This is a genomic window from Asanoa sp. NPDC049475, from assembly GCF_040676915.1.
In the GTDB taxonomy this organism is placed as follows: Bacteria; Actinomycetota; Actinomycetes; order Mycobacteriales; family Micromonosporaceae; genus Asanoa.
The window spans coordinates 125,597-151,205 of sequence record NZ_JBFAPY010000008.1 but is presented as its reverse complement, the minus strand read 5'-3'; the positions used below and the strand labels follow the sequence as shown (position 1 = coordinate 151,205).

The window sequence follows — 25,609 nt, the reverse complement described above, 5'->3', positions numbered from 1 at the left end:
GCGCGCCGCTCCGATTGGGGCGCGAGGGCCGGTAGCGTTCTGCGGGGCGCCAACGGCGGCGAGACCCGACGACCGCGCGACACGAGGGGTACGCATGAACGGCGACCTTGGCCCGGCCAACGAGATCCGGATCAACGGCGACGGCGGCGACGACCGCAAGGCGCCGCCCGGTGTCGTGGTGATCTTCGGCGCGTCCGGCGACCTGACCGAGCGCAAGCTGATGCCGGCGCTGGCCCGACTCGCGCAATACAAGCGCCTCCCCGACGAGTTCCGGCTGGTCGGCGTGGCCCGCAGCCACCTGAGCGACGACGAGTTCCGCCAGCGCTTCCCCGCCGGTCCGGCCGCCGAGGCCCCGGGCCTCGTGGAGACGATGCGCTACGTCAGCGGCGCCTACGACGACCCGCAGACCTACGCCCACCTGCGCGAGCTGCTCGACAGCTTCGACCGCGACGCGGGCACCGCCGGCAACCGGCTGTTCTACCTCGCCACACCGCCGCAGGCGTTCGTGCCGATCATCGAGAACCTGGCCGCCGCGGGCCTCAACCAGCCCGGCGCGCCGGGCGGCTCGTCCCGCCTGGTGATCGAGAAGCCGTACGGCCACGACGAGGCCAGCGCCCGCGACCTCGACCGCCGCATCCACGCGGGGTTCGAGGAGGACCAGGTCTTCCGGATCGACCACTACCTCGGCAAGGACACCGTGCAGAACGTGATGGCGCTGCGGTTCGCCAACACGATCTTCCAGCCGATCTGGAACCGCACGTGGATCGACCAGGTGCAGATCACGGTGGCCGAGACGCTCGGCGTCGGCACCCGCGGCGGGTTCTACGAGCACGCCGGCGCGATGCGCGACATCGTGCAGAACCACGTGCTCCAGGTGCTCGCGCTCGCGCTGATGGAGCCGCCGGCCTCGTTCGCGCCCGAGGCGCTGCGCAACGAGAAGGTCAAGCTGCTCCAGTCGATCCGGCACCCGGCCGACGGCGACATCGACCGGATCGCGGTCCGCGGGCAGTACACGCGCGGCGGCACGAGCGGCGACCTGATGGCCGGCTACCGCGACGAGCAGGGCGTCGACCCGCTGTCCCGCACCGAGACATACGCGGCGATGCGGCTCGACGTCGACAACTGGCGCTGGGCCGGCGTGCCGTTCTACGTGCGGACCGGCAAGCGGCTGCCGCGCCGGGTCACCGAGGTGGTGCTCCAGTTCACCCGGCCGCCGCACCTGCCGATCAGCGCCGCCCAGGTGACCGGGCTCCAGCCCGACGCGCTGATCCTGCGCATCCAGCCCGACGAGGGCATCACGCTGCGGTTCGGCGCCAAGGTGCCGGGCCACTCGTTCCGCGTCCGCACGGCGACCATGGAGTTCTCCTACGAGTCGACGTTCCGCGAGGAGTCGCCCGAGGCCTACGAGCGGCTGCTGCTCGACGCGCTGATCGGCGACCCGACGCTGTTCATCCGCTCCGACGAGGTGCTCCAGAGCTGGCGGATCGTCGACCCGATCATCGAGCACTGGGCCAACAGCAAGGGCCGGATCCCGCTGTACGAGGCGGCGTCCTGGGGTCCGGACGAGGCCGACCAGCTCCTGGCCCGGGACGGCCGTTCTTGGCACAACCCCGGCGGCCGTCGATGACCTCGGTCTACGTGCTCAACGGGCCCAACCTCAACCTGCTGGGCACGCGGCGTCCCGAGGTCTACGGCAGCACCACGCTCGCCGACGTCGAGGACCTGTGCCGCCAGGAGGCCGGCAAGCTCGGGCTGGAGCTCGAGTTCCTCCAGTCCAACCACGAGGGCCAGCTGGTCGACTGGGTGCAGGAGGCGGGCGCCCGGGTGGCGGCCGGCGAGTCCATCGGCGCGGTGCTCAACGCGGGCGCGTACACGCACACCTCGGTCGCCCTGCACGACGCGATCGAGGGCGCCAGCCTGCCGGTGATCGAGGTGCACATCTCCAACGTGCACGCGCGCGAGGAGTTCCGGCACCGCTCCTTCATCTCGCCGGTGGCCCGCGGCATCGTGGTGGGCTTCGGCGTGCACGGCTACGTGCTGGCCCTCCAGGGCCTGCACCAGCTCGCTAGCTAGCCACCACGCCGGCGCCGAACAGCTCGACGCTCTCGTCGTCGGACACGCCGAGCTCGGCCAGGATGGCCGCGGTGTGCTCGCCCGGCTGCGGCGCCGGGACCGGCAGCGGGGGTGCGACCGGGTCGCCTCCCGGATCGGTGGTGAACCGCGGCGTCGGCGTGACCTGCACCGCGCCGTCGTGCCCGGGCACCGGCGCGTAGAGGTCACGAGCCACCGCCTGGGGTGCGCCGGCCGCCTCGGCCAGCTCGAGCACCGGCGTCACGCACGCGTCGCGGCCGGCGAACCGCTCGGCCCACTCGTCGCGGGTCGCGCCGGCGAACGCGGCCGTCAGCGCCGCGCGCAACGCCGGCCAGGACGACGGGTCGCGGTGCGCGGCCACCAGGTCGGCGTCGTCGGCCAGCCCGAGCCCGGTCAGCAGGTTGACGAAGAACCGCCGCTCGATCGCGCCGACAGCCACGTAGCCGCCGTCCGCGCACCGGTAGACGTCGTAGTACGGGCAGCCCGTGTCGATCAGGTTGGTGCCCCGCCGGTCGGACCAGAGCCCGGCCGCGCGGAAGCCCTGCACCATCGCGAGCAACGACGTGGTGCCGTCGTGCACGTTGGCGTCGACGACCCGGCCGCCGCCGGCCCAGAGCGCGCACATGATCCCGTAGACGAGGAACAGCGCACCGCCGCCGAAGTCGCCGACGAGGTTCATCGGCGGCTGCGGCGGGCCGTCCGCCCGGCCGAGCGCGGCCAGCGCGCCGGTCAGGCTGATGTAGTTGATGTCGTGGCCCGCGTCCCCCGCCAGCGGACCGGTCTGCCCCCACCCGCTCATCCGCGCGTAGACCAGCTCGGGACGCACCGCGAGGCAGGGCACCGGACCGATGCCGAGCCGCTCGGCGACACCCGGCCGGTAGCTCTCCACCAGCACGTCGGCCCGGGCGACCAGGCGCATGAACAGGTCGACCCCCTCGGGCGCCTTCAGGTCGAGGGCGATCGACCGGCGGCCCCGGTCGAGCACCGGGTTGGGCGGGTACTCCGGCGCCGGGCCGTCGGGCCGGTCGACCCGGATGACGTCGGCGCCCATGTCGGCGAGGAGCATCGCGGCGTAGGGGGCGGGACCGATGCCCGCGAGTTCCACGACAGTCAGGCCGGATAGCGGGCCACTGGACATGTGCGGTTGGCCTTAAGCTGAAGGGACTGGGGCCGGGCGTCGGGACGGGCGTCCGGCCCCAGGCCCGCGCGGCCGGGTCAACCGCAGGCAGCGGACGCCGAGATAGAACAGCAGGCCATAGCCCGGCAGGGTGGGCAGGCCACCGACGAGCGCGCCCCACAGCGAGATGTTCGCGCCCGGTGCGCCCATCGTGAGGAAGAGGCCGCTGACCATCATCGCCAGCACGGTGCAGAGCGCGGCGACGCCGACGGTCCGCACCAGGCCGACCGGCGGGGCGGCGCGCCGCGCCAGCACGTGCAGCGCCAGCAGCGCGACCGCGAAGCTGACGCTCGCGACGATCAGGAACAGGTCGGTGGCGCGCGCGAGGTCGAGGTAGGCGGGGCCGGGCGTGACGCCGCCGCTGCCGCCCCGCCACATCAGCGTGGTCAGCGCCATCACCAGCGGCAGGGCGATCGCGAACACCCACGCGGTGCGCCAGGCCTGCGTGACGGCCAGCTCGGCCTGGAACTCCGGCGCGATGTCGGGCACCGGGCCGAACTCCTCGACGGCCTGCCGCTCGGCCTCGGCCGGGCTGACCCCGGGCGCGTCCGCCCGCACCGCCTCGGCCGCGTCGCGCAGCCCGTCGCGTACCTCGACGATCATGTCGGCCTTGCGCCGGCGCGGACCGTGCAGCCGGCGGTCGAGCTCGCGGACGTAGCTGTCGATCGCGGTCACGTGGTCCATTGTGCCGGTCCGGCCTCTCAGCGCATACGTGCTTGGTAGAGCTCCGTGTCGACGGCGACCCGGACCTCGTTGTCGAGGCGCCCGAGGACGTCGGCGAACAGCGTCGAACGGGCCTCGGGCTCGAGCGCCCCGTAGGCCGAACGGGTGGCGAGGGTGGCGACGAAGTCCACCGTGGGCATCGTGACCTGCCAGCGGTAGACGTGGGAGTCACGGTGGGCCAGCCCGTGGATGCCGGGCCACGGCGGCGGGTCCGGCAGCATCTCGCGGTCGAACGGGATCCGCGGCGCGTGCACCTGGTGGGCGGCCCTGATCTCGTCGTTGACCGCGCGGTCGGCGGGGCGCTCGCGGTTCCAGAAGAGCGCGACCACGCCGCCCTGGACGACCGCCTCGGCCGCCTTGCGCCACCGCACCGCGGGGTCGACGCGGTGCCAGGCCTGGGCGCTGAACAGCAGGCCGTAGCGGCGGTCGGGCACGTAGTCCTCGAAGGTGCTGACGGCCACCGTGACCGGCGCGCCCGCGACCCGGCGGGTGAGCACCGCCGCCAGTCGCGCGTTCGGCTCGACGGCGGTGATCGGGATGCCGCGGGCCACGAACTTCATCGTCGCCCGGCCGCTGCCGGCACCGACCTCCAGTGCCGGCAGACCGCCCAGCCGCGCGTACGCCAAGACGTCGGCGACGAGCTCGTCCGGGTAGCCGAGCCGTAGCCGGTCGCGCTGGCCGGTGCGGCGGAGCCGCTCTGGCACTTCTGTCACCCGTCGTACCTATCATCCCGACCGCATGCCGCGCACCCCGGCATCCGACAGCTGGGCCATCCGGTGCTGCCTAAAATCAGCGCACCATGCGATACGCGATGCTGATCCTGCCGTCCGCCAACCGGGTCTACGCCGAGTCCTCCGTCGGACTGACCGGCGCCGAGCTGGAGATCTTCGCCGACGCGGTGCTCGGCGGTGACCTCGGCGACATCACCTCCGACGAGATCGCCGGTGTGCCGTACGTGACGTTCGAGTCACCGGAGCTCGACGAGCGGGCGACCCGCTACCTGGCCAACCTCTCCTCGGTCTACGCGCTGTTCGCCGTCGAGGGTGGCGGGCTGCTGCGGCCCGTGCCGCTGGTCCGGCTCGACCGCTTCGACGACGACCTCATCACCATTCCGAAGTACGCCGGCAAGACCAACGAGCAGTTCACCAAGCTGCTGCTCAACGCCACCGTGATGGGCTCGGCGTTCGCCGGCACGATGCTCGAGAAGCGGTTGACCGTGCTCGACCCGCTCGCCGGCCGCGGCACCACCCTGCACCAGGCGATGATGTACGGCTTCGACGCGTACGGCGTGGACCGCGACCAGAAGGACTACGAGGCGTACGGCGCGTTCATCCAGCGCTGGCTCAAGGAGAAGCGGATCAAGCACCGCACCGAGAGCGGGCCGGTGCGGCGCAACGGGAAGGTGGTCGGCCGGCGGCTGTCGATCACGCTGGCCCCCACCAAGGAGGAGTACCGGGCCAACGACACCCAGCGGATCGACATGGTCAACGCGGACACCACGCGGACGCTGGAGTTCTGGAAGCCCCGGTCGGTCGACCTGGTGGTGGCCGACGCGCCCTACGGCGTGCAGCACGGCAGCCGCACCGCCGACCGCGGCCTGACCCGCGACCCGCTGGACCTGCTGCGGGCCGCGGCTCCCGTCTGGGCCGGCGTGCTGCGCCCCGGCGGCGCGCTCGGCCTGTCGTGGAACACGAACGTGGCCGACCGCGCCGACGCCGCGGCGGTCCTGGAGGACGCGGGCCTGCACGTGGTGGACTCGGACGCTCACCGCCGGCTGGTGCACCGCGTCGACCAGGCCATCCGCCGCGACATTCTGGTGGCAAGGAAGCCGGGCTAGCCGATCTCGGCCAGACGCGGCACGACCTTCTCGCAGAACGTCGTCGTCCAACCCACCGGGTCGTTGCCCCGCGGCACCATCTCGACGAGCTCGACGCCGAGCTTGGCGTACCCCTCCATGTCGAACAGGAACTGGTCCGGCGCGTTGATCGGGTCGCCGTGGCCGAGGATCGTCTTCTGGATCTCGAGCGGGTCGCGGCCGACCGCCGCGCAGTGGTCGGCCAGCACGCGCAGCTTGTGCGCGACCTGGTCGTGGTTCTCGGCGAACAGGTTGCACGCGTCCGCGTACTGGGCGACCAGCCGGAGCGTCTTCTTCTCACCCATGCCGCCGATCAGCACCCGGGGCCGGGGCTCGGAGAGCGGCTGCGGCTCGCAGATCGTCTCGGCGAGCCGGTAGTGCCGGCCCTCGAACGGCCCGTCCTCCGGCGACCACATCTGCTGGCAGATCCGCAGCGTCTCCTCGAGACGTTCGAAGCGCTCCGCGATCGGCGGGAACGGCACGCCCATCGCGTGGTGCTCGCGCTCGTACCAGGCGGCGCCGAGACCGAGCGTCGCGCGGCCGCCGGACAGCACGTCGAGCGTGCTGACGGTCTTGGCCAGCAGGCCCGGGTGGCGATAGGTCACCCCGGTCACCATCAGCCCGAGGTTGATCCGGCTGGTCCGGCCGGCGAGGAAGCCGAGCGCGGTGTAGCCCTCGAGCATGGGGTCACGCGCGTCGGCGACGTGCTCCATCTGGAACCAGTGGTCCATCAGCGTGAACGTCGCGCAGCTGCCGTCCTCTGCGGCCCGGGCCGTGGCGGCGAGTGTCGGGGCGATCGCGGCGGCTCCGCCGGGCAGGGTGAAGTTGATGAAATGGACTCCAGCGAGCATTGGGGGATCATCCTCCTGGGGGGTCGGTAAACCGACGCTATCCCCCGTATGGACCACTCGGCGAGCGCTGGCGTCTATCGTTGGCGCCCGTGAAGTACATGCTGCTGATCTACAACAACCCGGCCGCCATCGACGCACTGCCCGAGCAGGAGCGCAACCGGCTGTTCAGCGAGGTCGACACGATCATGGCGGAGCTCACCGCGTCCGGTGAGCTGATCCGCGGCGAGGCCCTGGCCGGGGCGGCCAAGACCGTGCGCCTGCGCGGCGGTGCACCCGTCACCACCGACGGCCCGTTCATCGAGGCCAAGGAGCAGTTCGCGGGCTACATCGCGGTCGACGTCGCCAGCGAGGAGCGGGCCATCGAGATCGCCGCCCGCTGGCCGGACTCCGAATGGGGCGCGATGGAGGTCCGGCAGATCCTGGGCTGACGCTGTCGAACCGGTCGCGCCGGCTCCGACGTGTCGGTGAGGAGGTTCGACATGACGACGCTGAAGGTTCCCGGTGCCACGCTCCACCACGAGGTGCGCGGCACCGGACCCACTCTCCTGCTGGTCTGCGGCGGTGTCTACGACGCCGCCGGCTACGCCGGGCTGGCCCGGGCGCTGGCCGACCGGTTCACGGTGGTCACCTACGACCGGCGCGGCAACTCGCGCAGTCCGTTGGACGGCCTCGACGGGCCGCAGTCGCTGCCGGAGCACGCCGACGACGCGGCCGCGCTGCTCGACGCGGTCGGCGGCGGCCCGGCCCACGTGTTCGGCAACAGCTCCGGCGCGATCATCGGGCTCGACCTGGCCGCCCGCTACCCGGACAGGGTGCGCACGCTGGTCGCGCACGAGCCGCCGCTGTTCGACCTGCTGCCCGAGCGCGACCACTTCCGGGCCGTGATCGACGAGGTGGAGCAGACGTTCGCCGCCGACGGTCCCGAGGCCGCCAACGCCGTGCTGGGCCGCGGTCTCGACATGGGGCCGGTCGAGGAGGAGAACCGGGCACCGGGTGGCGGCCCCGCCGAGACACCCGACGCCGAAACCCTCGCCATGTTCGGCCGCCTGGAGAAGAACTTCGCCTTCTTCATCGGGTACGAGGTCCCGCCGTTCGCCCGGTACGTCCCGGACTACGCGACCCTGCGCTCAGGACCGGTGCGGATCGTGCCGGCGGCCGGCGAGGCGTCCGTGGGCCAGCCGCCGCACCGGGCCGCGCAGGCGCTGGGCGAGCGGCTGGACGCACCCACGGCGCCGATGCCCGGCGACCACGGCGGCTTCGGCCAGCGGGTGCCGGAGTTCGCGGCCCGGCTCGAAGGGCTGCTAGGGCCGCAGTAGCACCGGTCCGGCGTCGATCGGCACCCGGAAGACGGCGTACGGCGGCTGGCGCAGGTCCTTGCCGTCGTTGTACGCCGCCTGCCGGTGCAGCTGGTTGGCGGTCACGTAGAGGTGGCCGTCGGTCGCCACCGCCATGGTGTCCGGCCAGAGCAGCCGCGGGTCGTGCACCAGCGTGTCGAACCCGCCGTCGGGGTCGATCCGGAAGATCGCGTTCTGCTCGTACGCGGTGAGGTAGATCCGGCCCGCGTCGTCGCTCTCCAGTCCGTCGGAGCAACTGCCCTTGTCACCCTCGTCGACCACCGTGGCGGCGACGGCGTCGTCGTCCAGCGACCGGTCGCAGAGCGCGTCGACCGAGACGCTGTAGAGCCGGCGGGACATCAGCGGGCAGTAGTAGAGCCGGCTGCCGTCGGCGGAGATGGCGATCCCGTCGCTGCCGAAGGTGAGCTGGGACGGCTCCGTGTCACCCGGCCGGTTGAGGAAGTAGCGACCCTCGACCACCGGCCGGGTGGCGCGTACCGCCGGCGCCTTCGTGGACGGGTGGTCGTGCAGCCGCCGCCACGAACGGCCGGTGGCCAGGTCGACGACGATGATCCCGTTGGGACCCTGGTAGGCCGAGTCGGTGACGAAGGCGGTCCCCTGGTCGCCGCGGCGCAGGTCGAAGCGCACGTCGTTGAGATACGTCGACGGCAGGGCGACGTCCGCCGGGAACGTGATGACCTGGCAGACCGCGCCGCTGTCGAGGTCGACGCGGACGAGCTTGGGCCCGCCGTGCCGGGTCGGTCTCAGCATCGGCGAGCCGGTGTCGACCGCCCACAGCCGGTCGAGGGGGTCGACCACCACGCACTGCACAGAGACGAACGCGTGCGCGTCGTCGTCGGAGTCGGGCTGGTTCCAGGGCTCGTCGGGAAACGGGATCCGTCTGCCGTCGCGGAGCTCGACGACGGAGGCGGCGACGTCGTCGCCCCACTTCGGATGGTTGAGGAAGATCCGGCCAGAGTGGGAGACTGCGACACCCGTCGGCATCGGCGGGTCGACGGTCGCCACCAGCTCCAGGTTGCCGGTCGGTTGGTCAGTACTCGTCATTGGGATCAGGTACCCGCGATCCGCCCGTTTTATCGCGGTAGATGTAAGGCCGCAACGGTCCTTGGTCTTCCGTATGACCCGATGTTAGGGTCACCGACCGAACGCTTGGTTTCATCGGAGGCCGCCGTGAGCGATTTTGACCTACGCCTCGCCCGCCGGGCGGCCGGCAGCGGCGACGAGCTGAGCGCGATCCTCTCGCTCGTCAACACGCCTGGGTTGATCACCTTCTCCGGCGGCTTCCCGGCGCACGAGATCTTTCCCGTCGACTTCGTCCGCGACGCCGCGTCCGCTGGACTCGGCGCCGCCGCGCCGGTGGCCCTCCAGTACACGCCGACCGAAGGGCTCGCCTCGTTCCGCGACGCGCTGGCGTCGTGGCTGACCTCGTCCCAGGGCGTCACGCCGGACGGGCTCATGGTGACCAGCGGAGGCATCGAGGCGCTCCAGCTGATCTGCCGCACCTTGCTCGACCCGGGCGACCGGGTGCTGGTCGAGTCACCCACCTACCTCGGCGCGATCACGGCGTTCAGCGGCTTCGAAGCGCGCATCGACCCGGTGGTGGCAGACGGCGACGGGCTCGACCCCGCGTCGCTCGAGGAGGCGCTGGCGACGGGACCGGCGCCGAAGCTGCTCTACGTCATCCCCGACTTCCAGAACCCGACCGGCGCCTGGCTGTCGACGCCGCGCCGGCACGAGCTCGTCGCGCTGGCCCGGCGCCACGGGCTGCTGGTGGTCGAGGACGTCGCGTACCGGGAGCTCGGCTTCACGGGCGAGCAGCGGCCGTCGCTCTGGTCGCTCGCCCCCGACGTGGTGGTCCAGGTCGGCACCTTCTCGAAGATCCTGTTCCCGGGCATCCGGCTCGGCTGGGCGGCCGGCCCGCCGGCGCTCGTCCCGCACCTGGTGCGCGCCAAGCAGAACTCCGACCAGTGCGCCGGCGGCTTCGGCCAGTGGCTGGCCGAGTCGTTCCTCCGCGACGGCCGGCTCGACGCGCAACTCGCCCGGGCGCGGGCGGCCTACGCCGAGCGCTGGGCGGCGATGTCGGCCGGTCTGGCCAAGCACCTCGGTCCGGAGTACTCGTGGAGCGAGCCGGGCGGCGGCTTCTTCACGTGGGTCACCGGCCCGCCCACTCTGGACACCGCCGCCCTGCTGCCGAAGGCCCGCGCGGCTGGCATCGCCTACGTGCCGGGCGCACCGTTCCACCCCCGCCGCGACACGCACAACACGTTGCGGCTGGCGTTCAGCGCGACCACCCCCGACGAGATCGCCGAAGGAACCCGGCGGCTCGGCCTTCTGTTAGGAGCAGGCGCATGACCAACGCGGACTCGCACTTCGGCAGCAGCGGCGGCACGCCCACCACGCCCGGCCGGTTCGTCGACCGCGCGAAGATCGACCCGCACGAGATCCTGCCGGGGCTGCACTTCCAGCCCGTGCTGGGCGAGAAGAGCCTGCTCAACTTCGTGCGGTTCGACGCGCACGCCGAGGCGCCGCTGCACACGCACGAGGAGGAGCAGGTCGTGCTGGTCCTCGAGGGCGAGATCGAGTTCGAGGTCGACGGCGACGTGCGGATGCTCAAGCCCGGCGACGTCGCGGTGATCCCGCCGTGGGTGCCGCACGGTGCGCGTACCACCGGCACGCCCTGCCTCGAGGTCGACTTCTTCACGCCGCCGCGGGCCACGCTGCTCGACCAGGCGCGCGCCGCCCTGGAAAAGGGTGACGCGTGAAGCTCGGGCTGACCGGCCGGCACGCCCTGGTCACCGGGGGCAGCAAGGGCATCGGGTACGCCATCGCCGCCGAACTGCTGGCCGAGGGCGCCACGGTGGCGATCTGCGCGCGTACCCCGGACGAGGTGGCCGCGGCCGCGAAGTCCTTGTCCGAAGTGGACGGCGCGGTCGTCTCGGGGCACGTCTGCGACGTGACCGACGCGGATGCGGTGCAGGCCCTGGTCGACGCCGTCGCGGCCGAGCACGGTGGCATCGACGTGCTGGTCAACAACGCCGGTGGTGCCCACCCGGGTGGCTTCGAGGACCTCACCGACGAGGACTGGAAGGCCGACCTCGACGTCAAGCTGTTCTCGCAGATCCGCTGCACCCGGGCGGCCCTGCCGCAGCTGCGCCGCAGCGCCGCACCTCGGGTCGTCAACGTCAACGCGGTCTACGCCCGCTATCCCGACCCCACGTTCTTCGCCACGTCCGTCAACCGGGCCGCGTGCCACAACCTGACCAAGGTGCTGGCCCAGCAGTACGGGCCGGAGGGGATCCTGGTCAACAGCGTGAACATCGGCTTCGTGGTGACGCCGCAGTGGGCGAACATCCGCGCTCGCCGGGCGCCGGAGCTCAGCGAGGAGGAGTTCTTCGCCAAGCTCGCCGCGCAGGAGGTGCCGCTCGGCCGATTCGGCACGGTCGACGAGGTGTCCGGCCTGGTGGCGTTCCTGGCCGGCGACCGGGCGAGCTACATCACCGGCGCCTCGATCGACGTGGCGGGCGGGATGGGCAAGTTCTCTTAGCGCTCCTCGCGGAGCTCCGCGATCAGGCCGTGCACGAAGTCCTTGCGCGGGGTCTCCGCGAGGCTCAGCAACGTCTCGGTGCGGGAGACACCCGGGATCTGCCAGATGCCCTCGAGCAGGATGGCGCGCAGGTGCGCCTGATCGCGCACGCGCAGCCGGGCCAGCAGGTCGATCGACCCGGTGACGACGCTGACTTCCTCGACCTCGGGGATCGCGTGCAGCGCACGGATAATCGACGCCTGGTCGGTCGCGGCGATGACCGACAGGAATACCTGCATCGGAAAGCCCAACGCGGCCCAGTCGATGTCCGCGCGATAACCGCGAATGACGCCGAGCCGTTCCAACCGTGCGATCCGGTCGCCGACCGCGGGCGGCGACATCTGTAGCTCACGCGCGAGCCCGCGTTGGCTCGTCCGGGCATCCTGGACGAGCAACTCGAGTAGGCGGAGGTCGATCGCGTCGAGCGCGGCCGGCGCCGCCGGAGTGCTCACCACATCAGCGATCGCCGCCAGTGGGCTGCGCTTCTTCGGCAGATCTTCCGTCACGCGGGAACTATAACGGTGCGGGCGATCCGGCCAAACATCCCGTAAGGGGCCCGGCTATAACCGGCCGAGCCCGACTTATCCGTTGCATCTCCCCACGTGCGCCAGAACGCCCTGTCGACTTGGCAAGTGATCGCGACAAGCGGCCAGCGAAAAGTTGGCCGTAAGGCATTATCTGATGTCCACTGTTCGATATAACGTGTGCGGTGCGAGGCGGTCGTTACCCGGCCGCTTTTTGGTCCCCCTGCCCCGAGAGGCACCGCATGGCCATCACCATCAGAAAGGGCTTCGCCGCCACCGCGGCGGCGCTCCTCGTCCTGGCATTCACCCCCGGTGCCGCCGCCGCCGATCCGGATCCCCGGATCGGGCTCACCGGTGGCTGGCTCGACGCGCAAGAGGCCGCCAGCAACATCGAGCGGCTGGCGCACGTCGACAAGCCCGCCGGCTCGTTCGACCCGGCCAACCCGTCGAACTTCTCCTACGTCGCCTCCGACCTCGCCTTCAAGGGCAACGTCGCGTTCATGGGCGGCTACAACGGCTTCACCGTCTACGACGTGGCGAACCCGTCGGCACCGTCCATCCTGACCACTGTGGTCTGCCCGGGCGGCCAGGGCGACGTCTCCGTCTTCGGCAACCTGCTCTTCATGTCCGTCGAGGAGACCCGCGGCCGGGTCGACTGCGGCACCAACCCCGCCGTCGGCACCCGGTTCCAGGGCGTCCGCGTCTTCGACATCAGCGACGTGACCAACCCGCAGCAGGTGGCCGCGGTCCAGCTCTGCCGTGGCTCGCACACGCACTCGCTGGTCACGAAGCCCGGCGACACCGACAACGTGTACGTCTACGTGTCGGGCACCGCCGGCGTCCGCGGCGACGGCCTGGCCGGCTGCAACAACAACCCGGCCTCCGGTGTCGACCCGTCGCGCTGGCGGATCGACGTCATCAAGGTTCCGCTCGCGGCGCCGTCGACGGCTGCTGTCGTCAACAACCCCCGGCTGTTCGCGAACGAGGAGACGGGCGCCGTCGACGGTCTGCAGAACGCGCCGCAGACTCCGCGTCACCCGTCGGGCAGCAACTGGAGCCCGTCGCCGGTCACCGACGCCTGCCACGACATCACGTCGTACCCGGCGATCGGCCTGGCCGCCGGTGCCTGCGAGGGCAACGGCATCCTGATCGACATCTCCGACCCGGCCAACCCGAAGCGGCTCGACGAGGTCTCCGACCCGAACTTCGCGTACTGGCACTCGGCGACGATCAACAACGACGGCACCAAGGTCATCTTCACTGACGAGTGGGGCGGTGGCACCGGTGCCCGGTGCCGCGACACCGACCTGCCGTCGTGGGGTGCGAACGCGATCTTCGACATCGTCGACGGCAAGATGGAGTTCCGCAGCTACTACAAGCTGCCGGTGCCGCAGACGGTCGTCGAGAACTGCGTGGCCCACAACGGCTCGTTGCTCCCCGTGCCCGGCCGCGACATCATGGTCCAGGCCTGGTACCAGGGCGGCCTGTCGGTGCTGGACTTCACCGACTCGGCCAACCCGAAGGAGATCGCCTTCTTCGACCGCGGCCCGGTCAACCCGAACGCCCTGTCCCTCGGTGGCTTCTGGTCGGCCTACTGGCACAACGGCCAGGTCTACGGCAGTGAGATCGCGCGCGGCTTCGACACCTTCGGGCTCAAGCCGAGCGAGTTCCTCTCCGCCGCCGAGATCGAGGCGGCCCGCGAGGTCCAGGTGCCGCAGACCAACCCGCAGCACCAGCAGAAGTTCACGTGGACGCCGAGCCTGGAGAACACGCGGGCGCGGTTCGACCAGCTCGTCCGCACCTGCACCACGACGATCACGGGCAACCGCAACGGCGTCGTGGTGGCCGACGGCGTGACCTGCCTCGACGGCGCCACCGTCCGGGGCGCGATCACGGTCCGGCCGGGTGCCTCGCTGCTGGCGATCAACTCGACGATCAACGGCGCGCTGTCGTCGTCCTCGGCGTCCGCGGTGCACCTGTACGACACCACGGTCAACGGCGCGATGGCGGTCAGCGGCACGACCGGCAGCCTCGCGGTCGTCGACTCGACGATCCGGGGCGCGGTCTCGCTCAGCGGTGCCCGCACGTCGGACATCGCGTCGGTCATCGCCGGCAACGATGTGGCCGGTGTGCTGTCCTGCACCGACAACACCCCGGCGCCGATCAACGTCGGCTCGAAGAACAAGGTGCGCGGACTGGCCGTCGGCCAGTGCGCCGCGCTGGACTGAACGCCGCGCGTGGCGCCCGCCTCAGCTCCCCCCGCTGACCGGGCGCCACGCCGGTGGCACGCCGCCGGCGCCGGTCCACCGGCCCGGCAACGCGTGCCGAATCAGGGCGCTCATCCCTGCTCCCCCCGCAGGGGTGAGCGCCCTGTCGACACCACACTGTCGACGCCACACCGTGCATCTGGTTCCCTGTCTGGAATGAACGAACGCTCGCTTTTCTGCGCGGCGTGCCGGACGCGGGCGCCAGAGAACGAACGCTCGCTTTCCGGCGCGCCCCCGCCGGTCACGAACGTCAAAGAACGAACGCTCGCTTTCCGGCCCGCCCCGCCGGTCACGAACGTCAAAGAACGAACGCTCGCTTTCGGTAGGCGCAGCGGAAACACACGTCGCGGGCGGTCCGGCGCAGCCGCGACCGCTCGCGCGAATCGGAGATGACGAAGGTCCATGCAGGTCAACCGCCGTGCTGTAATCGTGTCGCTGGTCGCCGCCGCGCTGATCGCGGGCGCTGTCGGGATCTCGGTGGCGGCCAACCGCGACGGGTCGCCCGCCGCGCACACCCCGCCGTCGCCCGGTCGGGTGGTCCAGCCAGGCGCGCCCGGTCAGGACTCCCGCACCCTCTCCCCCGACGAGCTCACGCGCCTGTCCGCGCCGCCGCACTCGCCGGCCGACGCCGAATTCATGCGCAAGATGGTCACGCACCACCTGCAGGCGCTGGAGCTGACCGCGTTGGTCGCCGGACGTAGCCCGAGCACCGACGTCCCGCAGCTCGCCAAGCGGATCGAGGTGTCGCAGAAGGACGAGATCGCCCAGCTCCAGCAGTGGCTGGTCGATCGCGGCGAGCCGCTGCCCGAGCCGCACGCGAACCACGTCGGCCACGGCGGCCTGATGCCCGGCATGCTCGACGCCACGGACCTGACCGCGCTCGCCGCGACCAACGGCCCGGCCTTCGACAAGCGGTTCCTCGAGCTGATGATCCGCCACCACGAGGGTGCGATCACGATGGTCGGTCAGCTCTACCGCGACGGTGGCGGTGTCGAGTCCGCAGCCGACCGGGTCGCCCGCGAGGTCAACGCCGACCAGTCCATCGAGGTACGCCGGATGCGCGACATGCTGGCCGCCCGCGCGGGCTGAAACGTCCCACTTCCTCATCACTTCGTCGCTTTGGGTAGCGATCTGAGTACCCAACGTGATAGGAGTAGGTCGATTCGTCGATGCGGAAGGGGCGCGGGGGCCATGCGGGTCGAGATGCTCTCCGACCACACCGCGCCGTGCGAGCCCTGGCTGCCCAGCACCTCGATGGCCGCGCGGCAGTTGTGGGCACGGGTCCGGACCGCGCGGTCGCTGTGGCGCCGGCTGCTCGACGCACCGCCGGCCCGCGACCCGGCTCCCCCCGCCGAGGCCCGCGCCGACTGGCAGGAGGTGCTGCTGACCGGCGATCGCCCCCCGGCCCGCGCGACCGGCGTGCTGGGCGAAGACCCGCTGACCGCCGCCCTCGGCGTGCTGCCCGACGACTGGGTGATGCTGCGCGGCTACCGCAACCGCCGCGGCGGGACCGACCACGTGCTGGTCGGGCCGCAGGGCATCTGGACGGTGGAGGTCGAGCGGCGCCGGATCCGCCTGCACGCCGTCGGCGACCAGTGGTGGTGGGAGAAGCTCGACGCCCGCGGGCACAGCGTCGAGACCGGGCGGGCGGTCGACCGCGCCGGGCGCGCGATGCCGCGCCGCGTCAACGACATCGCCGACGACCTCGCGGCCTGGCTGCGCCGCAATCGCCACGACGTGCCGGTGCGCACGGCCGTCGTGCTCACCCACGAGCAGGCCCGGCTCGGCCACTGCCAGGACCCGACGGTCAGCCTCGTCGGCACCCACCCGCACCACCTGCTCGACGCACTCGCGCGCTACGCGGCGCCACTGGCCGCCTGCGAGGTCGCCGACCTCGTCCGCCGGGACCACCACTTCCATCAGCGCCGCCGCCACCGCCGAGCCTGAACACGGCGGTGCTCCCCGGTAGTGGAACCACCGGGGAGCACCGTGCCCCTTGCTACTGCGTGATGACGAACTGGGTGCCCGGTTGCCGGACGATGTCGCCGTCCGCCGAGTTGGTGATCGTCACGTTGGACAGCGTCGCGCTGCCCTGGGCGCCGCTCATCGCGAGGATGCCCGCGCCGTTGTTGGACTTGTCGATGCGTACGTTGGTGATCGTGGCCGTGATCCGACCACCGCCCGTCTTGAACTGGATGCCGTCGTACGTCGAGTCCACGATCTCCGTGTCCCGGATGACCACCCCCGGTATGCCGGTGCTCGGTGCGAAGAGCGTGATCGCGCCGAACTCCTGCGCCTCGCCCCAGAACGCCCCGCCCGTGCGGTAGAGGCCGTTGTTGGCGATCGTCGTCGTGCCGCTGAACGGGATCGGCGAGTGGTCGGTCGCCAGCATGATGCCGGGATAGTTCATCGTGTCGTACACCAGGTTGTTCTCGATGGTGTTGCCGTAGCCTCCGTAGACCGCGATGCCGTTCGCGCGCCACGGCAGGGCGATCGTGTTGTTCGTGAAGTGGTTGTCGTGTCCGACGTCGACCGACTGGTCCTTGACGTAGGTGCTCGACCAGACGGCCAGCGAGTCGTCTCCCGTGGTGCGGAACGAGGAGTTGAACACCGTCGAGTTGCGGGTGCTGTTGGCGAAGTTGATGCCGTCGGCGTAGGTGTCGCGAATGCGCATCCCGGAGAACTGCAGACCGTCGCCCGGGTTCCAGTACGCCGGCGTGTCCGAGTAGTCGCGGCCGACCCAGGCACCGACGTTGACGTGCTCGATCCACACGTTGCTGATCTTCGTGTTCTTGCCCAGCCGGCCGTTGATGCCGTGCCCGCGGGTGTTCCGGTTGGTGGTCATCCCGAAGATGGCCAGGTCGGAGATCTGCGTGTTGTCGTCGATGTCGAAGCCGACGTTGCCCTCGTGCGGGTGGTTGATGTTGCCCTGCACGTTCTGCGGCTCGGTGTTCGTGTAGAGCTTCGTGTGCCACATGCCGGCGCCGCGGATGACGGCGTTGCGGATGCCCTTCTGGTTGTAGCCGTTGCGGGTCGGATCCGGCGACAGGATCTTCTGCTCCTGCCGCCACTGGCCGGCCGGGATCCAGACGCAGGAGATGACGCCGTTCTCGTCGTCGGTGACCGCCCGCTGGATCGCGGCCGAGTCGTCGACGTTGTCGTTCGGCACCGCGCCGTAGGAGGTGATCGACGTGCACCCGGCCGGCTGGCTGAGCGGCGGCGCGACCTGTTCGAGGTCGATCAGGTCGATGTAGTAGAAGGCCGCGTCGTCACCGGAGTCCCGCTGCAACTTGAAACGCGTGCCCGCCGGGTACGAGGACGCCAGCAGCGCCTGCGACTCGTCGAAGAGCCGGCGAGCATTGGACTGCGGCGTGTTCGACAGGCCCTCGGTGTCGTCGGTCAGCCCGTAGAGCCAGCTGTTGCGCGACGAGAGCGTCAGCTTCTGCACGAACTGGTCGTTGGCGTAGAGGCTGATCGTCGCGGTTGTCCCGCCGCCGCTCGCGGAGTCCGGGATCGAGTTGCGCACCACGATCGAGTTGGTCGGCACGGTCGAGGTGAACTGCACGTACTGGCCCTGGCCGGACAGCCGCACCGACTTGCGCCCCGACGACTCGGTGCCGAAGTTGGTGTGCCCGAACGTCCGCAGCGCGTCGGCCTCGACCAGCGTGCCGGTGTACTGCCCGCTCTCGGCCTCGTACGAGGTGAACGGCACCGCGGCGCCGCGACCGACCACGATGGCCTGCGTGCGGGTGTTGTTGCTCTCGTTGGTCTCCGCCACGACGTTGGTCGCGTCGGCGGTGGCCGTGATGGTCGCTCCGCCGCTGGTCGCGGTCCAGGTGCCGCTGACGGCCACGGTCGCGGTCGCGCCGGAGGCGATCGTGCCGGTGTTGGTGTTGAGCGTCGTCGACCCCACGGTCAGCCGGGTCACCGACGCGGCCGCGGTGGTCGTGCCGCGGTTGTTGACGCTGACGGTGAACGACACGGCCGCGCCGACCGCCGGGTTCGACGGGTTGGTGGTGATGCCGGTGACCTGGAGGTCCGGCCCCGGCGCCTGGGCGACGACGAGCTGCGACGACGCCGTGGCGCTGTTGTTGGCGTCGTTCTGCTCGATGATCGTGTTGCTCGGGTCGACCACCGCTGTCACCGCGTAGCTGCCCTGTGAGCGGGTGCCCGCGTTGAAGGTGACGGTCTGGGACGCGCCGGCAGCGAGCCCGCCGACGGTGGCCGAGCCGACGACCAGGCCGCCGAGGCTGAAGTTGAGGGTGGTCGCGCCGGCCGCCGCGGTGCCCGCGTTGCGCACCGTCGCCGACAGGGTGATCGCGCTGCTCTCGTTCGGCGACGCCGGACTCCAGCTCACCGAGTCGACCACCAGGTCCGGGTTGGGTGCCGGGGTGCCGCAGACCTCGAGCTCCGCCACCTGGCCCGACGGGGCGCCGGTGTTGGAGGTGAACCGCAGCCGCACGTCCGCGGCGGTCGCCGAGACGGGGATCGCGACGACGTTGTTGCCCTGGACGAACTGGTACGCGGTCGCCGGCACCAGGCTGGTGAACGTCGAGCCGCCCTGGTCACGACCGAGGACCTGGATCGTCTGGGTACGGGTGCCCCAGGCTGCGTCCGGGTTGAGCTTGACGTTGACGCCGGTGATGCCGTGGTTGGCGCCGAGGGCCACGGTCAGGTCCTGCGGGTAGCCGCCGCCACCCTCCCAGTAGGTGCCGAGCTGACCGTCGTTGGCCTTCTCCGGGGTGAACGTGAAGGTCGAGCCGGTCGCGGTCATCGACTTTCCGGCGGCCACGTTGGTGCAGCCGGGCGGCTGGGTGCCGGTGCGTGTCACGGTGTTGCTGTTGCCCGACAGGTTGCCGGCGTTGTCCCGCGCCCGCACGTAGTAGGACACCGTCGCGGTGGCCGGCTGGCTGTCCTGGTAGGACGTCGCGGTGCCGGCCGTCGCGATCTGGGTGCCGTTGCGGTAGACGTTGTAGCCGGCCAGGCCGCTGCCGCCGGTGTCGGTGGAGGCGCCCCAGCTCAGGGTGATCGTGGTCCCGTTCGTGCTGTGGGAGAGCGTGCCCGGCACACTCGGCGGGGTCGTGTCGCCGGGCTGCGTGCCCGTGCGGGTGACCGTGTTGCTGTTGCCGGACAGGTTGCCGGCGTTGTCCCGCGCCCGCACGTAGTAGGACACCGTGGCCGTCGCCGGCTGGCTGTCCTGGTACGACGTGCCTGTGCCGGTCGTCGCGATCTGGGTGCCGTCGCGGTAGACGTTGTAGCCCGCCAGTCCGCTGCCGCCGGTGTCGGTGGAGGCGCCCCAGTTCAGGGTGATGGTCGTGCCCGACACGGTGTACGAGAGCGTGCCCGGCACGCTCGGCGCGGTCGTGTCCGGCGTGGTGCCGCCCGGGCCGTAGACCTCGACCTCGGAGAGCTGGCCGGCCGGCCACGCGCTGTTCGCGGTGACGTTGATCCGCACGTACCGCGTGGTGGCTTGGTTGAAGGTGACGGTGACCGAGTTGCCGGCCACCGCCGGGTTGAACGTGTAGGTCTGCGAGCCGGCCAGGTCGCTGAACGACGTGCCGTTGGTGCTGCCCTGCACGCTCAGCGTCTGGGTGCGGGTGCCCCAGCCGCTCGTCGGGAGCTTGAGCACGACCCGGTTGACGGTCTGGGCCGAGCCGAGGTCGACCTGCACCCACTCGGGGAAGGAGTTGTTGGTGCTCTCCCAGTAGGTGCCCTGGTTGCCGTCGACGACGTTGCCGGAGCCGTAGACGTCGGCGTGCCCGCTCTCGGCAGTCGCCCTGCCCTGCGCGAGGTTGCCCGTGCCGGTGCCGCCGGCTCCGTACACCTCCAGCTCGGACAGTTGCGCCGCGCCCCAGCCGGTGTTGGCGGAGATGCTCGCGCGCACGTACCGCGTGCTGGTCGCGGCGAAGGTGATCGTCACGGGGTTGCCGTTGAACGCGTAGCTCTGCGCGCCGGCGAGGGTGCTGAACGAGGTGCCGTTGGTGCTGCCCTGCAGGGTCACCGTCTGGTTGCGCGCGCCCCAGCCGCTGGGCAGCTTGAGCACGACCTGGTCGATGCTGGTGCTGGCGCCGAGGTCGATCTGGGCCCACTGCGGCAGGGCGCCGGAGCTCTCCCAGTAGCTGCCGGCGTTGCCGTCGTTGAGGTTGCCGGCGCCGAAGCCGCCGTTGGTCGAGCTGGCCGAGGCGGTCTTGCCGAGCGCGAGGTTGGGGCCGCCGACCGCGGCGGCCGGCACCTGCCAACCCACGGTGACGAGGGCCGCCGCGAGCGCGGCGGCCAGGATTCGGGTGCGTCTCATCGCTGTCCTTTTCGCAGTGGGGACGGGGGTGCGCTGCGCGAAAATTCCAGAGGTGCACGACGGAGTTTTCATGACTCTGTCGCAATCTTGCGGCAAGTTGGGCGTCAGGTTACCGACGTGCTACGGAAACCGTCAACACGTGGATGGCAATCGATGCTTGGCCTGAGGCAAAAGACGGTGGGCGGAGTCGCGCGGACCGCCCCCGTGCGGGCGTTCCTAACCGGCCTGGCCGGTCTCCCCGGTCGCCCCGATCCGCGCGGCCGCTCCGCCGCTCCGGTGTGGACGATGTCCACACGAGCAATGTTGACACCGTACACCACAGTCGTGGACCCTTCCAGGGTGTCTTACCACCACGGTGACCTCCGGGCCGCGCTGATCGCGGAGGGCCTGCGGGTGGCACGGACCGGAGGGGCTGCCGCGTTGGCGATGCGGGACCTGACCCGGGCCGTCGGCGTCTCGCCCAACGCCGCGTACCGGCACTTCGCCGACCGCCGGGCGTTGGTGCTCGCCGTGGCGCTGGAGGCACAGGACCTGCTGGCCGACGCGATGCGGGCGCGGATCGCGCCGTCCGCGTCGGCTCTGGACCGGCTGCGCGCGGTCGGCCTCGGCTACATCCGTTTCGCGCGCACGGAACGCGGCTGGTTCGAGCTGGCCATCCTGACGCGCGACGACGGCCCACCCGTGGCGAACGGCTCGTTCCCCGCGCCGTTCCAGCTGTTGCTCGACGCCCTCGACGCGCTGGTGGCCTCGGGCGGGCTGCCGGCGTCGCGCCGCACCCACGCCGAGTGGGCGTGCTGGTCGACCGTGCACGGCTTCGCGGACCTGACCACCCGCGGCCCGATGCGCCACCACGACGCGGCCACGGTGGACGCCCTGGCGTCCTATGTGGTCGACACCGTCATCGAAGGCCTGACCTCTGGAGGAACCACATGACCGATCGGCTCGACGCGACGTTCACGGCCCCGATCCGGGTCGACGGCGCCTTCCCGACCTACATCGAGCTGCCGGGCTCGCACGAGCTCCTCGGCACCCGCAAGGCCGTGAAGGTCAGCGGCACGATCGACGGCCACCCGTTCGACGCGACCCTGATGCCGTCGGGCCAGGGCCCGCACTGGCTGCCGGTGCGGGCGGCCCTGAAGAAGACGGTCGGCAAGGACGCCGGAGCGGAGGTCACGGTGCACCTGACGGCGCGCCGCTGACCCCCGCCCGAGCTGTCCGATCGGTCAGCGGTGGCCGGCGCCCACCGGCTCGCGCTCCTCGGACGGGGCAAGCTCCGCGCGGAGCTTCTCGCCCTCGATGTCGACGTTCGGTAGCGCCCGGTCGAGCCAGCGCGGCAGCCACCACGCCGCCCGGCCCAGCAGTGACATCACGGCCGGGACGATGGTCATCCGGACGACGAACGCGTCGATGGCGACACCGAGCGCCAGCGCGAACCCGATCGACTTGATGATCGGGTCGTCGATCAGCACGAAGCCGGCGAACACACTGATCATGATCAGGGCGGCCGCCGTCACGACCCGGGCGCCGTGGCCCATGCCCGAGATCGTCGCGTGCTGCGCGTCGGCGCCGTGCACGTGGTCCTCGCGCATCCGGGACACCAGGAAGACCTCGTAGTCCATCGCGAGTCCGAAGAGAATGCCCACCAGCAGGATCGGCAGGAAGCTGATCAGCGGGCCTGGCGTACCGATGCCGAGCAGGTCGGCCAGGTGCCCCTCCTGGAAGGTCCAGACCGTGATGCCGAACGTGGCGCCGACCGTGAGCAGGAAGCCGAGCGCGGCCTTGACCGGCACCAGGATCGACCGGAAGACCAGCATCAGCAGCAGCACCGACAGGCCGACGACGATCAGCAGGTAGATCGGCAGCGCGTCGGCCAGCTTCTCCGACACGTCGACGCCCACCGCCGTCTGCCCGGTCACCGCGACGTCGGCGCCGCCGAGGCCGTGGGTCTTGGCCCGCACGTCGTGCACCAGCGTCTCGGTGCTCGCCGCGGTCGGCCCTTCCTTCGGGATGATGCCGAGCAGCGCCGTCCGCTGGTCACCGCTCGTCGTGGGCGGGGTGACGGCGACCAGGTTGGGCGTACCCTCCAGCGCCGGACCGACCTGCTGCACCGCCGCGGCGGTCTGCTCCGGCGAGTCGCTGGAGACGACGAGCGTGATCCGGCCGTTGAAGCCCGGCCCGAAGCCCTCGGAGACCAGGTCGGCCGCGACGCGGGCCGGGGTGCCCTCCGGTCCGGCGCCGGCGTCCGGCAGGGCGAGCCGCATGTCGGCGGCGGGCAGGGTCAGCGCCCCGAGGCCGAGGATGCCGACCAGGATCACCGGAATGCGGCCACGCCGCACCAGCCGCGCCCACCGGAAGCCGAAGCCCTCCTTGTGCTGCTGCGGCGCCGCGCCCCGCTGCTTGCGCGGCAGGACCTTCAGGCCGGCGAACCCGAGCAGCGCGGGCAGCAGGGTGATCGCGACCAGCACGGCCACCGCGACGGTGCCGGCCGCGGCCAGACCCATCGCGCTCAGGAACGGAATGCCGACGATGGCCAGGCCGGCCAGCGCGATGACCACGGTGATGCCGGCGAAGACGACCGCCGACCCGGCGGTGCCGACCGCGCGGGCCGCCGCCTCCTCAGGATCGACCCCCTCACTGAGGTGCTGGCGGTGCCGGGAGGTGATGAACAACGAGTAGTCGATGCCGACCGCGAGCCCGAGCATCAGCGCCAGCACGGGGGTGACACTGGTCAGCTCGACCACGCTGCTCAGGGCGAAGAGCCCGGCCATGCCGGCACCGACCCCGATGAGCGCGTTGAGCATCGTCATGCCGGCGGCGACGAGCGAGCCGAAGGTCACCAGGAGTACGACCAGGGCGATGGCCACACCGATCGCCTCGGTGCCACCGACCTCAGGCGGAGAGTTCATCACCTCGCCGCCGTGCCCGACCCGCAGCCCGGCCTGCTCGGCGGCCGCGCCGGTCTCCTCGTACGCGCTGCGCTGTGCCTCGGTGAGCTCGTCGGCGCGGCCCGCGAACTGGACCTGGATGAGCGCGTACCGCGTGTCCTCGGAAATGGCCTTGCTCTGGAAGGGGTCGACCGCCCCGACCACGCCGGGCAGCGCTTCGGCTTCCTCCACCACCTCGTGGACGGCCTGGGTGAGCGGCCCGTCGGTCAGCGTGCGCCCCTCCGGCGCGGCGACGACGATCAACCCGACCGCCCCGGCCCCCTCCGGGAACTCCTGCCGCAGCGAGTCGATCGCGCGCTGCGACTCGGTGCCCGGCATGGTGAAGTTGCTCGACGTCGGCCCCTTGAAGGCGAGCGCGGCACCGCCGAGTGCCGCCAGCAGCACAAGCCAGAGCACGACGACCAGCCTGCGGCGGCGGTACGAGGCGCGACCCAGCCGGTAGAGCAAGGTAGCCATGTCAGTCCTTCCCGGGGATGAGCGCACGACGGGCGACCGCGACCAACGCCGGCCGGAGCTCCACCTCGTCGCGCTTGTCGTCGATGACCACGGCGGCGATGCCGGCCAGCAGGACCTTGGCCGCGGTCTGGTCGTCGGGGTCGGCCGAGCGACCGGCGAACCCGGCCACGAGGGCGTCGGTCAGCTCGCGCACGCGTACGAACGCCGGCTCCTGGAGAAATTGCGGAGTGACGTCGTAGATGAGCGCGACCTCGCGGCGGTAGCGCAGCACGAGGTCGATGAACCCCCCGATGGCGGCGTCTCTCACTCCCTTGTCGTCGATGCCGGCCAGGCGGGCGACAAGATCGATCAGGGACTGCCGCGCAGGCTCGACAAGAGCGAGCAGAATCGCGTCCTTGTGCGCGAAGTGGTAGAGCAGGGTCGCCTTGGAACACCCCACCTCAGCGGCGATGTCGTGCAGCGAAGTGCCCTTGAAGCCGTACCGGGTAAACAGCTCCGCGGCGACCCGCAGGATCTCGTCACGCGTCCGGATGCGAACCACAGACGCATTCTCCCTGACCGCTCGGTCAGGTTCTGACCGAGCGGTCAGGTTGGTGGCTCAGGTCACACGTGTGAGTGACGGCCCATCAGCTGGTCGATCTCCGCGAAGCCGGTGCCGAGGGAGTGGTAGGTGCCGTCGGTGAGCAGCTCGCGGGCGGCCTTCTGCACCGCGGCGTACGCGGCGAGGGTGATCGCGGGACCGACACTGACCCGAGCGACGCCCAGGCCTCGGAGCTCGTCGACGGAGGGCGCGCCGGGCCCGGCCATGACGTTGAGCGGTGCGTCGAGCTCCTTCGCCAGGGCGGCGATGGTCTCGGGGTCGGTCACACCGGGCACGAAGACGCCGTCCGCCCCGGCGGCGACGTAGGCGGCGGCGCGGTCGAGCGTCTCCTGAAGTCGGGTGGCGGGATCGCCGAGCTGGCGGAGATAGGTGTCGATGCGCGCGTTGAGGAACAGCCCGCGCCCGGCCGCGCGGCGCGCTGTCTCGATCCGCTCGGGGTGCGACAGCTCGCCGTCCTCCAGGTTGACCCCGACGGCGCCGGCGTCCATCACGCCCCGGATCGTGCTCGCGAGATCGTCGTAGCCGTCCTCGATGTCAGCAGTCACCGGGACACGAACGGCAGCGACCACGCGAGCGACAAGCTCGACGACCCGCTGCCGACCGATGGATCCGTCGTCAGCGGCCGCGACGGCCGCCCAGGCAACGCCGGCGCTGGTGGTGGCGATGGCCTCGGCACCTGCGTCCTCGATCAACCGAGCGCTACCGGCATCCCAGGCGTTCGGCAACACCAACGGCTTCGCGCCGCGGTGCAGGGAGTCGAAGAAGCGGACCAGTTCATCGTGCGAGTTCGTCATGCGCCCAGCGAACCCGCCACGGGCGGCCCTGGTCTGGCGGAAATCAGACGCGAATCGCTCGAGCCGGCTGCTCTCGAACCGGCGGTCACGGG

At 71.3% G+C, this 25,609-nt stretch carries 23 protein-coding genes; 13 read left to right on the top strand and 10 right to left on the bottom strand.

From position 1 onward, the window contains the following. Nucleotides 1–94: 94 nt before the first annotated feature. Together zwf and aroQ are read left to right on the top strand one after the other, a co-directional pair. Complete coding sequence (zwf, locus tag AB0J88_RS30930) at nucleotides 95–1,627, top strand: glucose-6-phosphate dehydrogenase (RefSeq protein ID WP_364348007.1); 1,533 nt, start codon at nucleotides 95–97, stop codon at nucleotides 1,625–1,627. Beyond that, a complete protein-coding gene (aroQ, locus tag AB0J88_RS30925; protein ID WP_364348005.1) occupies nucleotides 1,624–2,073 on the top strand; it encodes a type II 3-dehydroquinate dehydratase in 450 nt (149 codons plus the stop codon). The genes zwf and aroQ overlap by 4 nt, the downstream gene beginning before the upstream one ends. On the opposite strand, the gene AB0J88_RS30920 is transcribed toward aroQ, so the two are convergent. The 3 genes from AB0J88_RS30920 to AB0J88_RS30910 are packed head-to-tail and all read right to left on the bottom strand — an operon-like array spanning nucleotide 2,066 to nucleotide 4,704. Next, on the bottom strand, nucleotides 2,066–3,229 hold the full coding sequence (locus AB0J88_RS30920) for a CaiB/BaiF CoA-transferase family protein (protein ID WP_364348002.1): 1,164 nt from the start codon (nucleotides 3,227–3,229) through the stop codon (nucleotides 2,066–2,068). The genes aroQ and AB0J88_RS30920 overlap by 8 nt on opposite strands. 12 nt (nucleotides 3,230–3,241) lie before the next feature. Next, nucleotides 3,242–3,943 carry a permease prefix domain 1-containing protein gene (locus AB0J88_RS30915; protein WP_364347999.1) on the bottom strand — a complete coding sequence of 234 codons (702 nt, stop codon included), beginning with the start codon at nucleotides 3,941–3,943 and terminating at the stop codon, nucleotides 3,242–3,244. 26 nt (nucleotides 3,944–3,969) lie between these two features. After that, nucleotides 3,970–4,704, bottom strand: a complete 735-nt coding sequence (locus tag AB0J88_RS30910; RefSeq protein ID WP_364347996.1) for a methyltransferase domain-containing protein — start codon at nucleotides 4,702–4,704, stop codon at nucleotides 3,970–3,972. Nucleotides 4,705–4,790: 86 nt separating this feature from the next. Between AB0J88_RS30910 and AB0J88_RS30905 the strand changes: the two genes are divergently transcribed. Continuing rightward, nucleotides 4,791–5,828, top strand: a complete 1,038-nt coding sequence (locus AB0J88_RS30905; RefSeq protein WP_364347994.1) for an SAM-dependent methyltransferase — start codon at nucleotides 4,791–4,793, stop codon at nucleotides 5,826–5,828. Here the strand turns inward: AB0J88_RS30905 and AB0J88_RS30900 are convergent. Beyond that, the gene (locus AB0J88_RS30900) at nucleotides 5,825–6,697 is read right to left on the bottom strand and encodes an LLM class F420-dependent oxidoreductase (RefSeq protein WP_364347991.1); all 873 of its coding nucleotides are present in this window, start codon (nucleotides 6,695–6,697) and stop codon (nucleotides 5,825–5,827) included. The genes AB0J88_RS30905 and AB0J88_RS30900 overlap by 4 nt on opposite strands. A gap of 98 nt (nucleotides 6,698–6,795) precedes the next feature. Here AB0J88_RS30900 and AB0J88_RS30895 point away from each other — a divergent pair, with 98 nt between their 5' ends. Both AB0J88_RS30895 and AB0J88_RS30890 read left to right on the top strand, forming a co-directional pair. Beyond that, complete coding sequence (locus AB0J88_RS30895; protein WP_364349334.1) at nucleotides 6,796–7,125, top strand: YciI family protein; 330 nt, start codon at nucleotides 6,796–6,798, stop codon at nucleotides 7,123–7,125. A 51-nt stretch (nucleotides 7,126–7,176) separates the two neighbouring features. Continuing rightward, nucleotides 7,177–8,013 (top strand): alpha/beta fold hydrolase, encoded by an 837-nt coding sequence (locus tag AB0J88_RS30890; RefSeq protein ID WP_364347988.1) that lies wholly within the window; start codon nucleotides 7,177–7,179, stop codon nucleotides 8,011–8,013. On the opposite strand, the gene AB0J88_RS30885 is transcribed toward AB0J88_RS30890, so the two are convergent. Next, on the bottom strand, nucleotides 7,999–9,096 hold the full coding sequence (locus AB0J88_RS30885; RefSeq protein ID WP_364347985.1) for an L-dopachrome tautomerase-related protein: 1,098 nt from the start codon (nucleotides 9,094–9,096) through the stop codon (nucleotides 7,999–8,001). The two genes, AB0J88_RS30890 and AB0J88_RS30885, sit on opposite strands and share 15 nt — an antisense overlap. 126 nt (nucleotides 9,097–9,222) lie before the next feature. Between AB0J88_RS30885 and AB0J88_RS30880 the strand changes: the two genes are divergently transcribed. The 3 genes from AB0J88_RS30880 to AB0J88_RS30870 are packed head-to-tail and all read left to right on the top strand — an operon-like array spanning nucleotide 9,223 to nucleotide 11,596. Next, nucleotides 9,223–10,404: a PLP-dependent aminotransferase family protein gene (locus tag AB0J88_RS30880; RefSeq protein WP_364347982.1), complete on the top strand. Its 1,182-nt coding sequence runs from the start codon at nucleotides 9,223–9,225 to the stop codon at nucleotides 10,402–10,404. Then, the gene (locus AB0J88_RS30875; protein WP_364347979.1) at nucleotides 10,401–10,814 is read left to right on the top strand and encodes a cupin domain-containing protein; all 414 of its coding nucleotides are present in this window, start codon (nucleotides 10,401–10,403) and stop codon (nucleotides 10,812–10,814) included. Before AB0J88_RS30880 ends, AB0J88_RS30875 begins: the two co-directional genes overlap by 4 nt. Continuing rightward, the gene (locus AB0J88_RS30870; RefSeq protein ID WP_364347976.1) at nucleotides 10,811–11,596 is read left to right on the top strand and encodes an SDR family oxidoreductase; all 786 of its coding nucleotides are present in this window, start codon (nucleotides 10,811–10,813) and stop codon (nucleotides 11,594–11,596) included. Before AB0J88_RS30875 ends, AB0J88_RS30870 begins: the two co-directional genes overlap by 4 nt. On the opposite strand, the gene AB0J88_RS30865 is transcribed toward AB0J88_RS30870, so the two are convergent. Continuing rightward, nucleotides 11,593–12,141 carry an Lrp/AsnC family transcriptional regulator gene (locus AB0J88_RS30865; RefSeq protein ID WP_364347973.1) on the bottom strand — a complete coding sequence of 183 codons (549 nt, stop codon included), beginning with the start codon at nucleotides 12,139–12,141 and terminating at the stop codon, nucleotides 11,593–11,595. The two genes, AB0J88_RS30870 and AB0J88_RS30865, sit on opposite strands and share 4 nt — an antisense overlap. A 260-nt stretch (nucleotides 12,142–12,401) precedes the next feature. On the opposite strand from AB0J88_RS30865, the gene AB0J88_RS30860 reads away from it, so the two are divergent. From AB0J88_RS30860 to AB0J88_RS30850, 3 genes are all read left to right on the top strand, one after another. Next, nucleotides 12,402–14,387, top strand: coding sequence for a hypothetical protein (locus AB0J88_RS30860; protein ID WP_364347970.1), 1,986 nt, complete (start codon nucleotides 12,402–12,404; stop codon nucleotides 14,385–14,387). Nucleotides 14,388–14,828: 441 nt separating this feature from the next. Further along, nucleotides 14,829–15,515 carry a DUF305 domain-containing protein gene (locus tag AB0J88_RS30855; protein WP_364347968.1) on the top strand — a complete coding sequence of 229 codons (687 nt, stop codon included), beginning with the start codon at nucleotides 14,829–14,831 and terminating at the stop codon, nucleotides 15,513–15,515. Between the two features lie 102 nt (nucleotides 15,516–15,617). Next, the gene (locus tag AB0J88_RS30850; RefSeq protein WP_364347965.1) at nucleotides 15,618–16,373 is read left to right on the top strand and encodes a nuclease-related domain-containing protein; all 756 of its coding nucleotides are present in this window, start codon (nucleotides 15,618–15,620) and stop codon (nucleotides 16,371–16,373) included. Between the two features lie 52 nt (nucleotides 16,374–16,425). Here the strand turns inward: AB0J88_RS30850 and AB0J88_RS30845 are convergent, their stop codons facing one another. Continuing rightward, nucleotides 16,426–20,721 (bottom strand): discoidin domain-containing protein, encoded by a 4,296-nt coding sequence (locus AB0J88_RS30845; RefSeq protein WP_364347962.1) that lies wholly within the window; start codon nucleotides 20,719–20,721, stop codon nucleotides 16,426–16,428. A 339-nt stretch (nucleotides 20,722–21,060) separates the two neighbouring features. On the opposite strand from AB0J88_RS30845, the gene AB0J88_RS30840 reads away from it, so the two are divergent. Continuing rightward, nucleotides 21,061–21,654 (top strand): TetR/AcrR family transcriptional regulator, encoded by a 594-nt coding sequence (locus AB0J88_RS30840; RefSeq protein ID WP_364347959.1) that lies wholly within the window; start codon nucleotides 21,061–21,063, stop codon nucleotides 21,652–21,654. Next, nucleotides 21,651–21,920 (top strand): DUF1905 domain-containing protein, encoded by a 270-nt coding sequence (locus AB0J88_RS30835; RefSeq protein ID WP_364347956.1) that lies wholly within the window; start codon nucleotides 21,651–21,653, stop codon nucleotides 21,918–21,920. The genes AB0J88_RS30840 and AB0J88_RS30835 overlap by 4 nt, the downstream gene beginning before the upstream one ends. Nucleotides 21,921–21,944: 24 nt before the next feature. Here AB0J88_RS30835 and AB0J88_RS30830 read toward each other — a convergent pair whose 3' ends face one another. The 3 genes from AB0J88_RS30830 to AB0J88_RS30820 form a co-directional block, all read right to left on the bottom strand. Further along, entirely contained in the window at nucleotides 21,945–24,122 is a 2,178-nt protein-coding gene (locus AB0J88_RS30830) for an MMPL family transporter (RefSeq protein WP_364347953.1), read from the bottom strand. Between the two features lies 1 nt (nucleotide 24,123). After that, on the bottom strand, nucleotides 24,124–24,663 hold the full coding sequence (locus AB0J88_RS30825) for a TetR/AcrR family transcriptional regulator (RefSeq protein WP_364347950.1): 540 nt from the start codon (nucleotides 24,661–24,663) through the stop codon (nucleotides 24,124–24,126). A gap of 62 nt (nucleotides 24,664–24,725) precedes the next feature. Further along, nucleotides 24,726–25,517 (bottom strand): isocitrate lyase/phosphoenolpyruvate mutase family protein, encoded by a 792-nt coding sequence (locus tag AB0J88_RS30820; RefSeq protein WP_364347947.1) that lies wholly within the window; start codon nucleotides 25,515–25,517, stop codon nucleotides 24,726–24,728. Nucleotides 25,518–25,609 lie beyond the last annotated feature (92 nt).

Coding starts and splice junctions, on each gene's coding strand:
- zwf (WP_364348007.1), top strand. CDS start 95: ATGAACGGCGACCTTGGCCCGGCCAACGAGATCCGGATCAACGGCGAC.
- aroQ (WP_364348005.1), top strand. CDS start 1,624: ATGACCTCGGTCTACGTGCTCAACGGGCCCAACCTCAACCTGCTGGGC.
- AB0J88_RS30920 (WP_364348002.1), bottom strand. CDS start 3,229: ATGTCCAGTGGCCCGCTATCCGGCCTGACTGTCGTGGAACTCGCGGGC.
- AB0J88_RS30905 (WP_364347994.1), top strand. CDS start 4,791: ATGCGATACGCGATGCTGATCCTGCCGTCCGCCAACCGGGTCTACGCC.
- AB0J88_RS30900 (WP_364347991.1), bottom strand. CDS start 6,697: ATGCTCGCTGGAGTCCATTTCATCAACTTCACCCTGCCCGGCGGAGCC.
- AB0J88_RS30895 (WP_364349334.1), top strand. CDS start 6,796: ATGCTGCTGATCTACAACAACCCGGCCGCCATCGACGCACTGCCCGAG.
- AB0J88_RS30890 (WP_364347988.1), top strand. CDS start 7,177: ATGACGACGCTGAAGGTTCCCGGTGCCACGCTCCACCACGAGGTGCGC.
- AB0J88_RS30885 (WP_364347985.1), bottom strand. CDS start 9,096: ATGACGAGTACTGACCAACCGACCGGCAACCTGGAGCTGGTGGCGACC.
- AB0J88_RS30875 (WP_364347979.1), top strand. CDS start 10,401: ATGACCAACGCGGACTCGCACTTCGGCAGCAGCGGCGGCACGCCCACC.
- AB0J88_RS30860 (WP_364347970.1), top strand. CDS start 12,402: ATGGCCATCACCATCAGAAAGGGCTTCGCCGCCACCGCGGCGGCGCTC.
- AB0J88_RS30855 (WP_364347968.1), top strand. CDS start 14,829: ATGCAGGTCAACCGCCGTGCTGTAATCGTGTCGCTGGTCGCCGCCGCG.
- AB0J88_RS30850 (WP_364347965.1), top strand. CDS start 15,618: ATGCGGGTCGAGATGCTCTCCGACCACACCGCGCCGTGCGAGCCCTGG.
- AB0J88_RS30845 (WP_364347962.1), bottom strand. CDS start 20,721: ATGAGACGCACCCGAATCCTGGCCGCCGCGCTCGCGGCGGCCCTCGTC.
- AB0J88_RS30835 (WP_364347956.1), top strand. CDS start 21,651: ATGACCGATCGGCTCGACGCGACGTTCACGGCCCCGATCCGGGTCGAC.
- AB0J88_RS30830 (WP_364347953.1), bottom strand. CDS start 24,122: ATGGCTACCTTGCTCTACCGGCTGGGTCGCGCCTCGTACCGCCGCCGC.
- AB0J88_RS30820 (WP_364347947.1), bottom strand. CDS start 25,517: ATGACGAACTCGCACGATGAACTGGTCCGCTTCTTCGACTCCCTGCAC.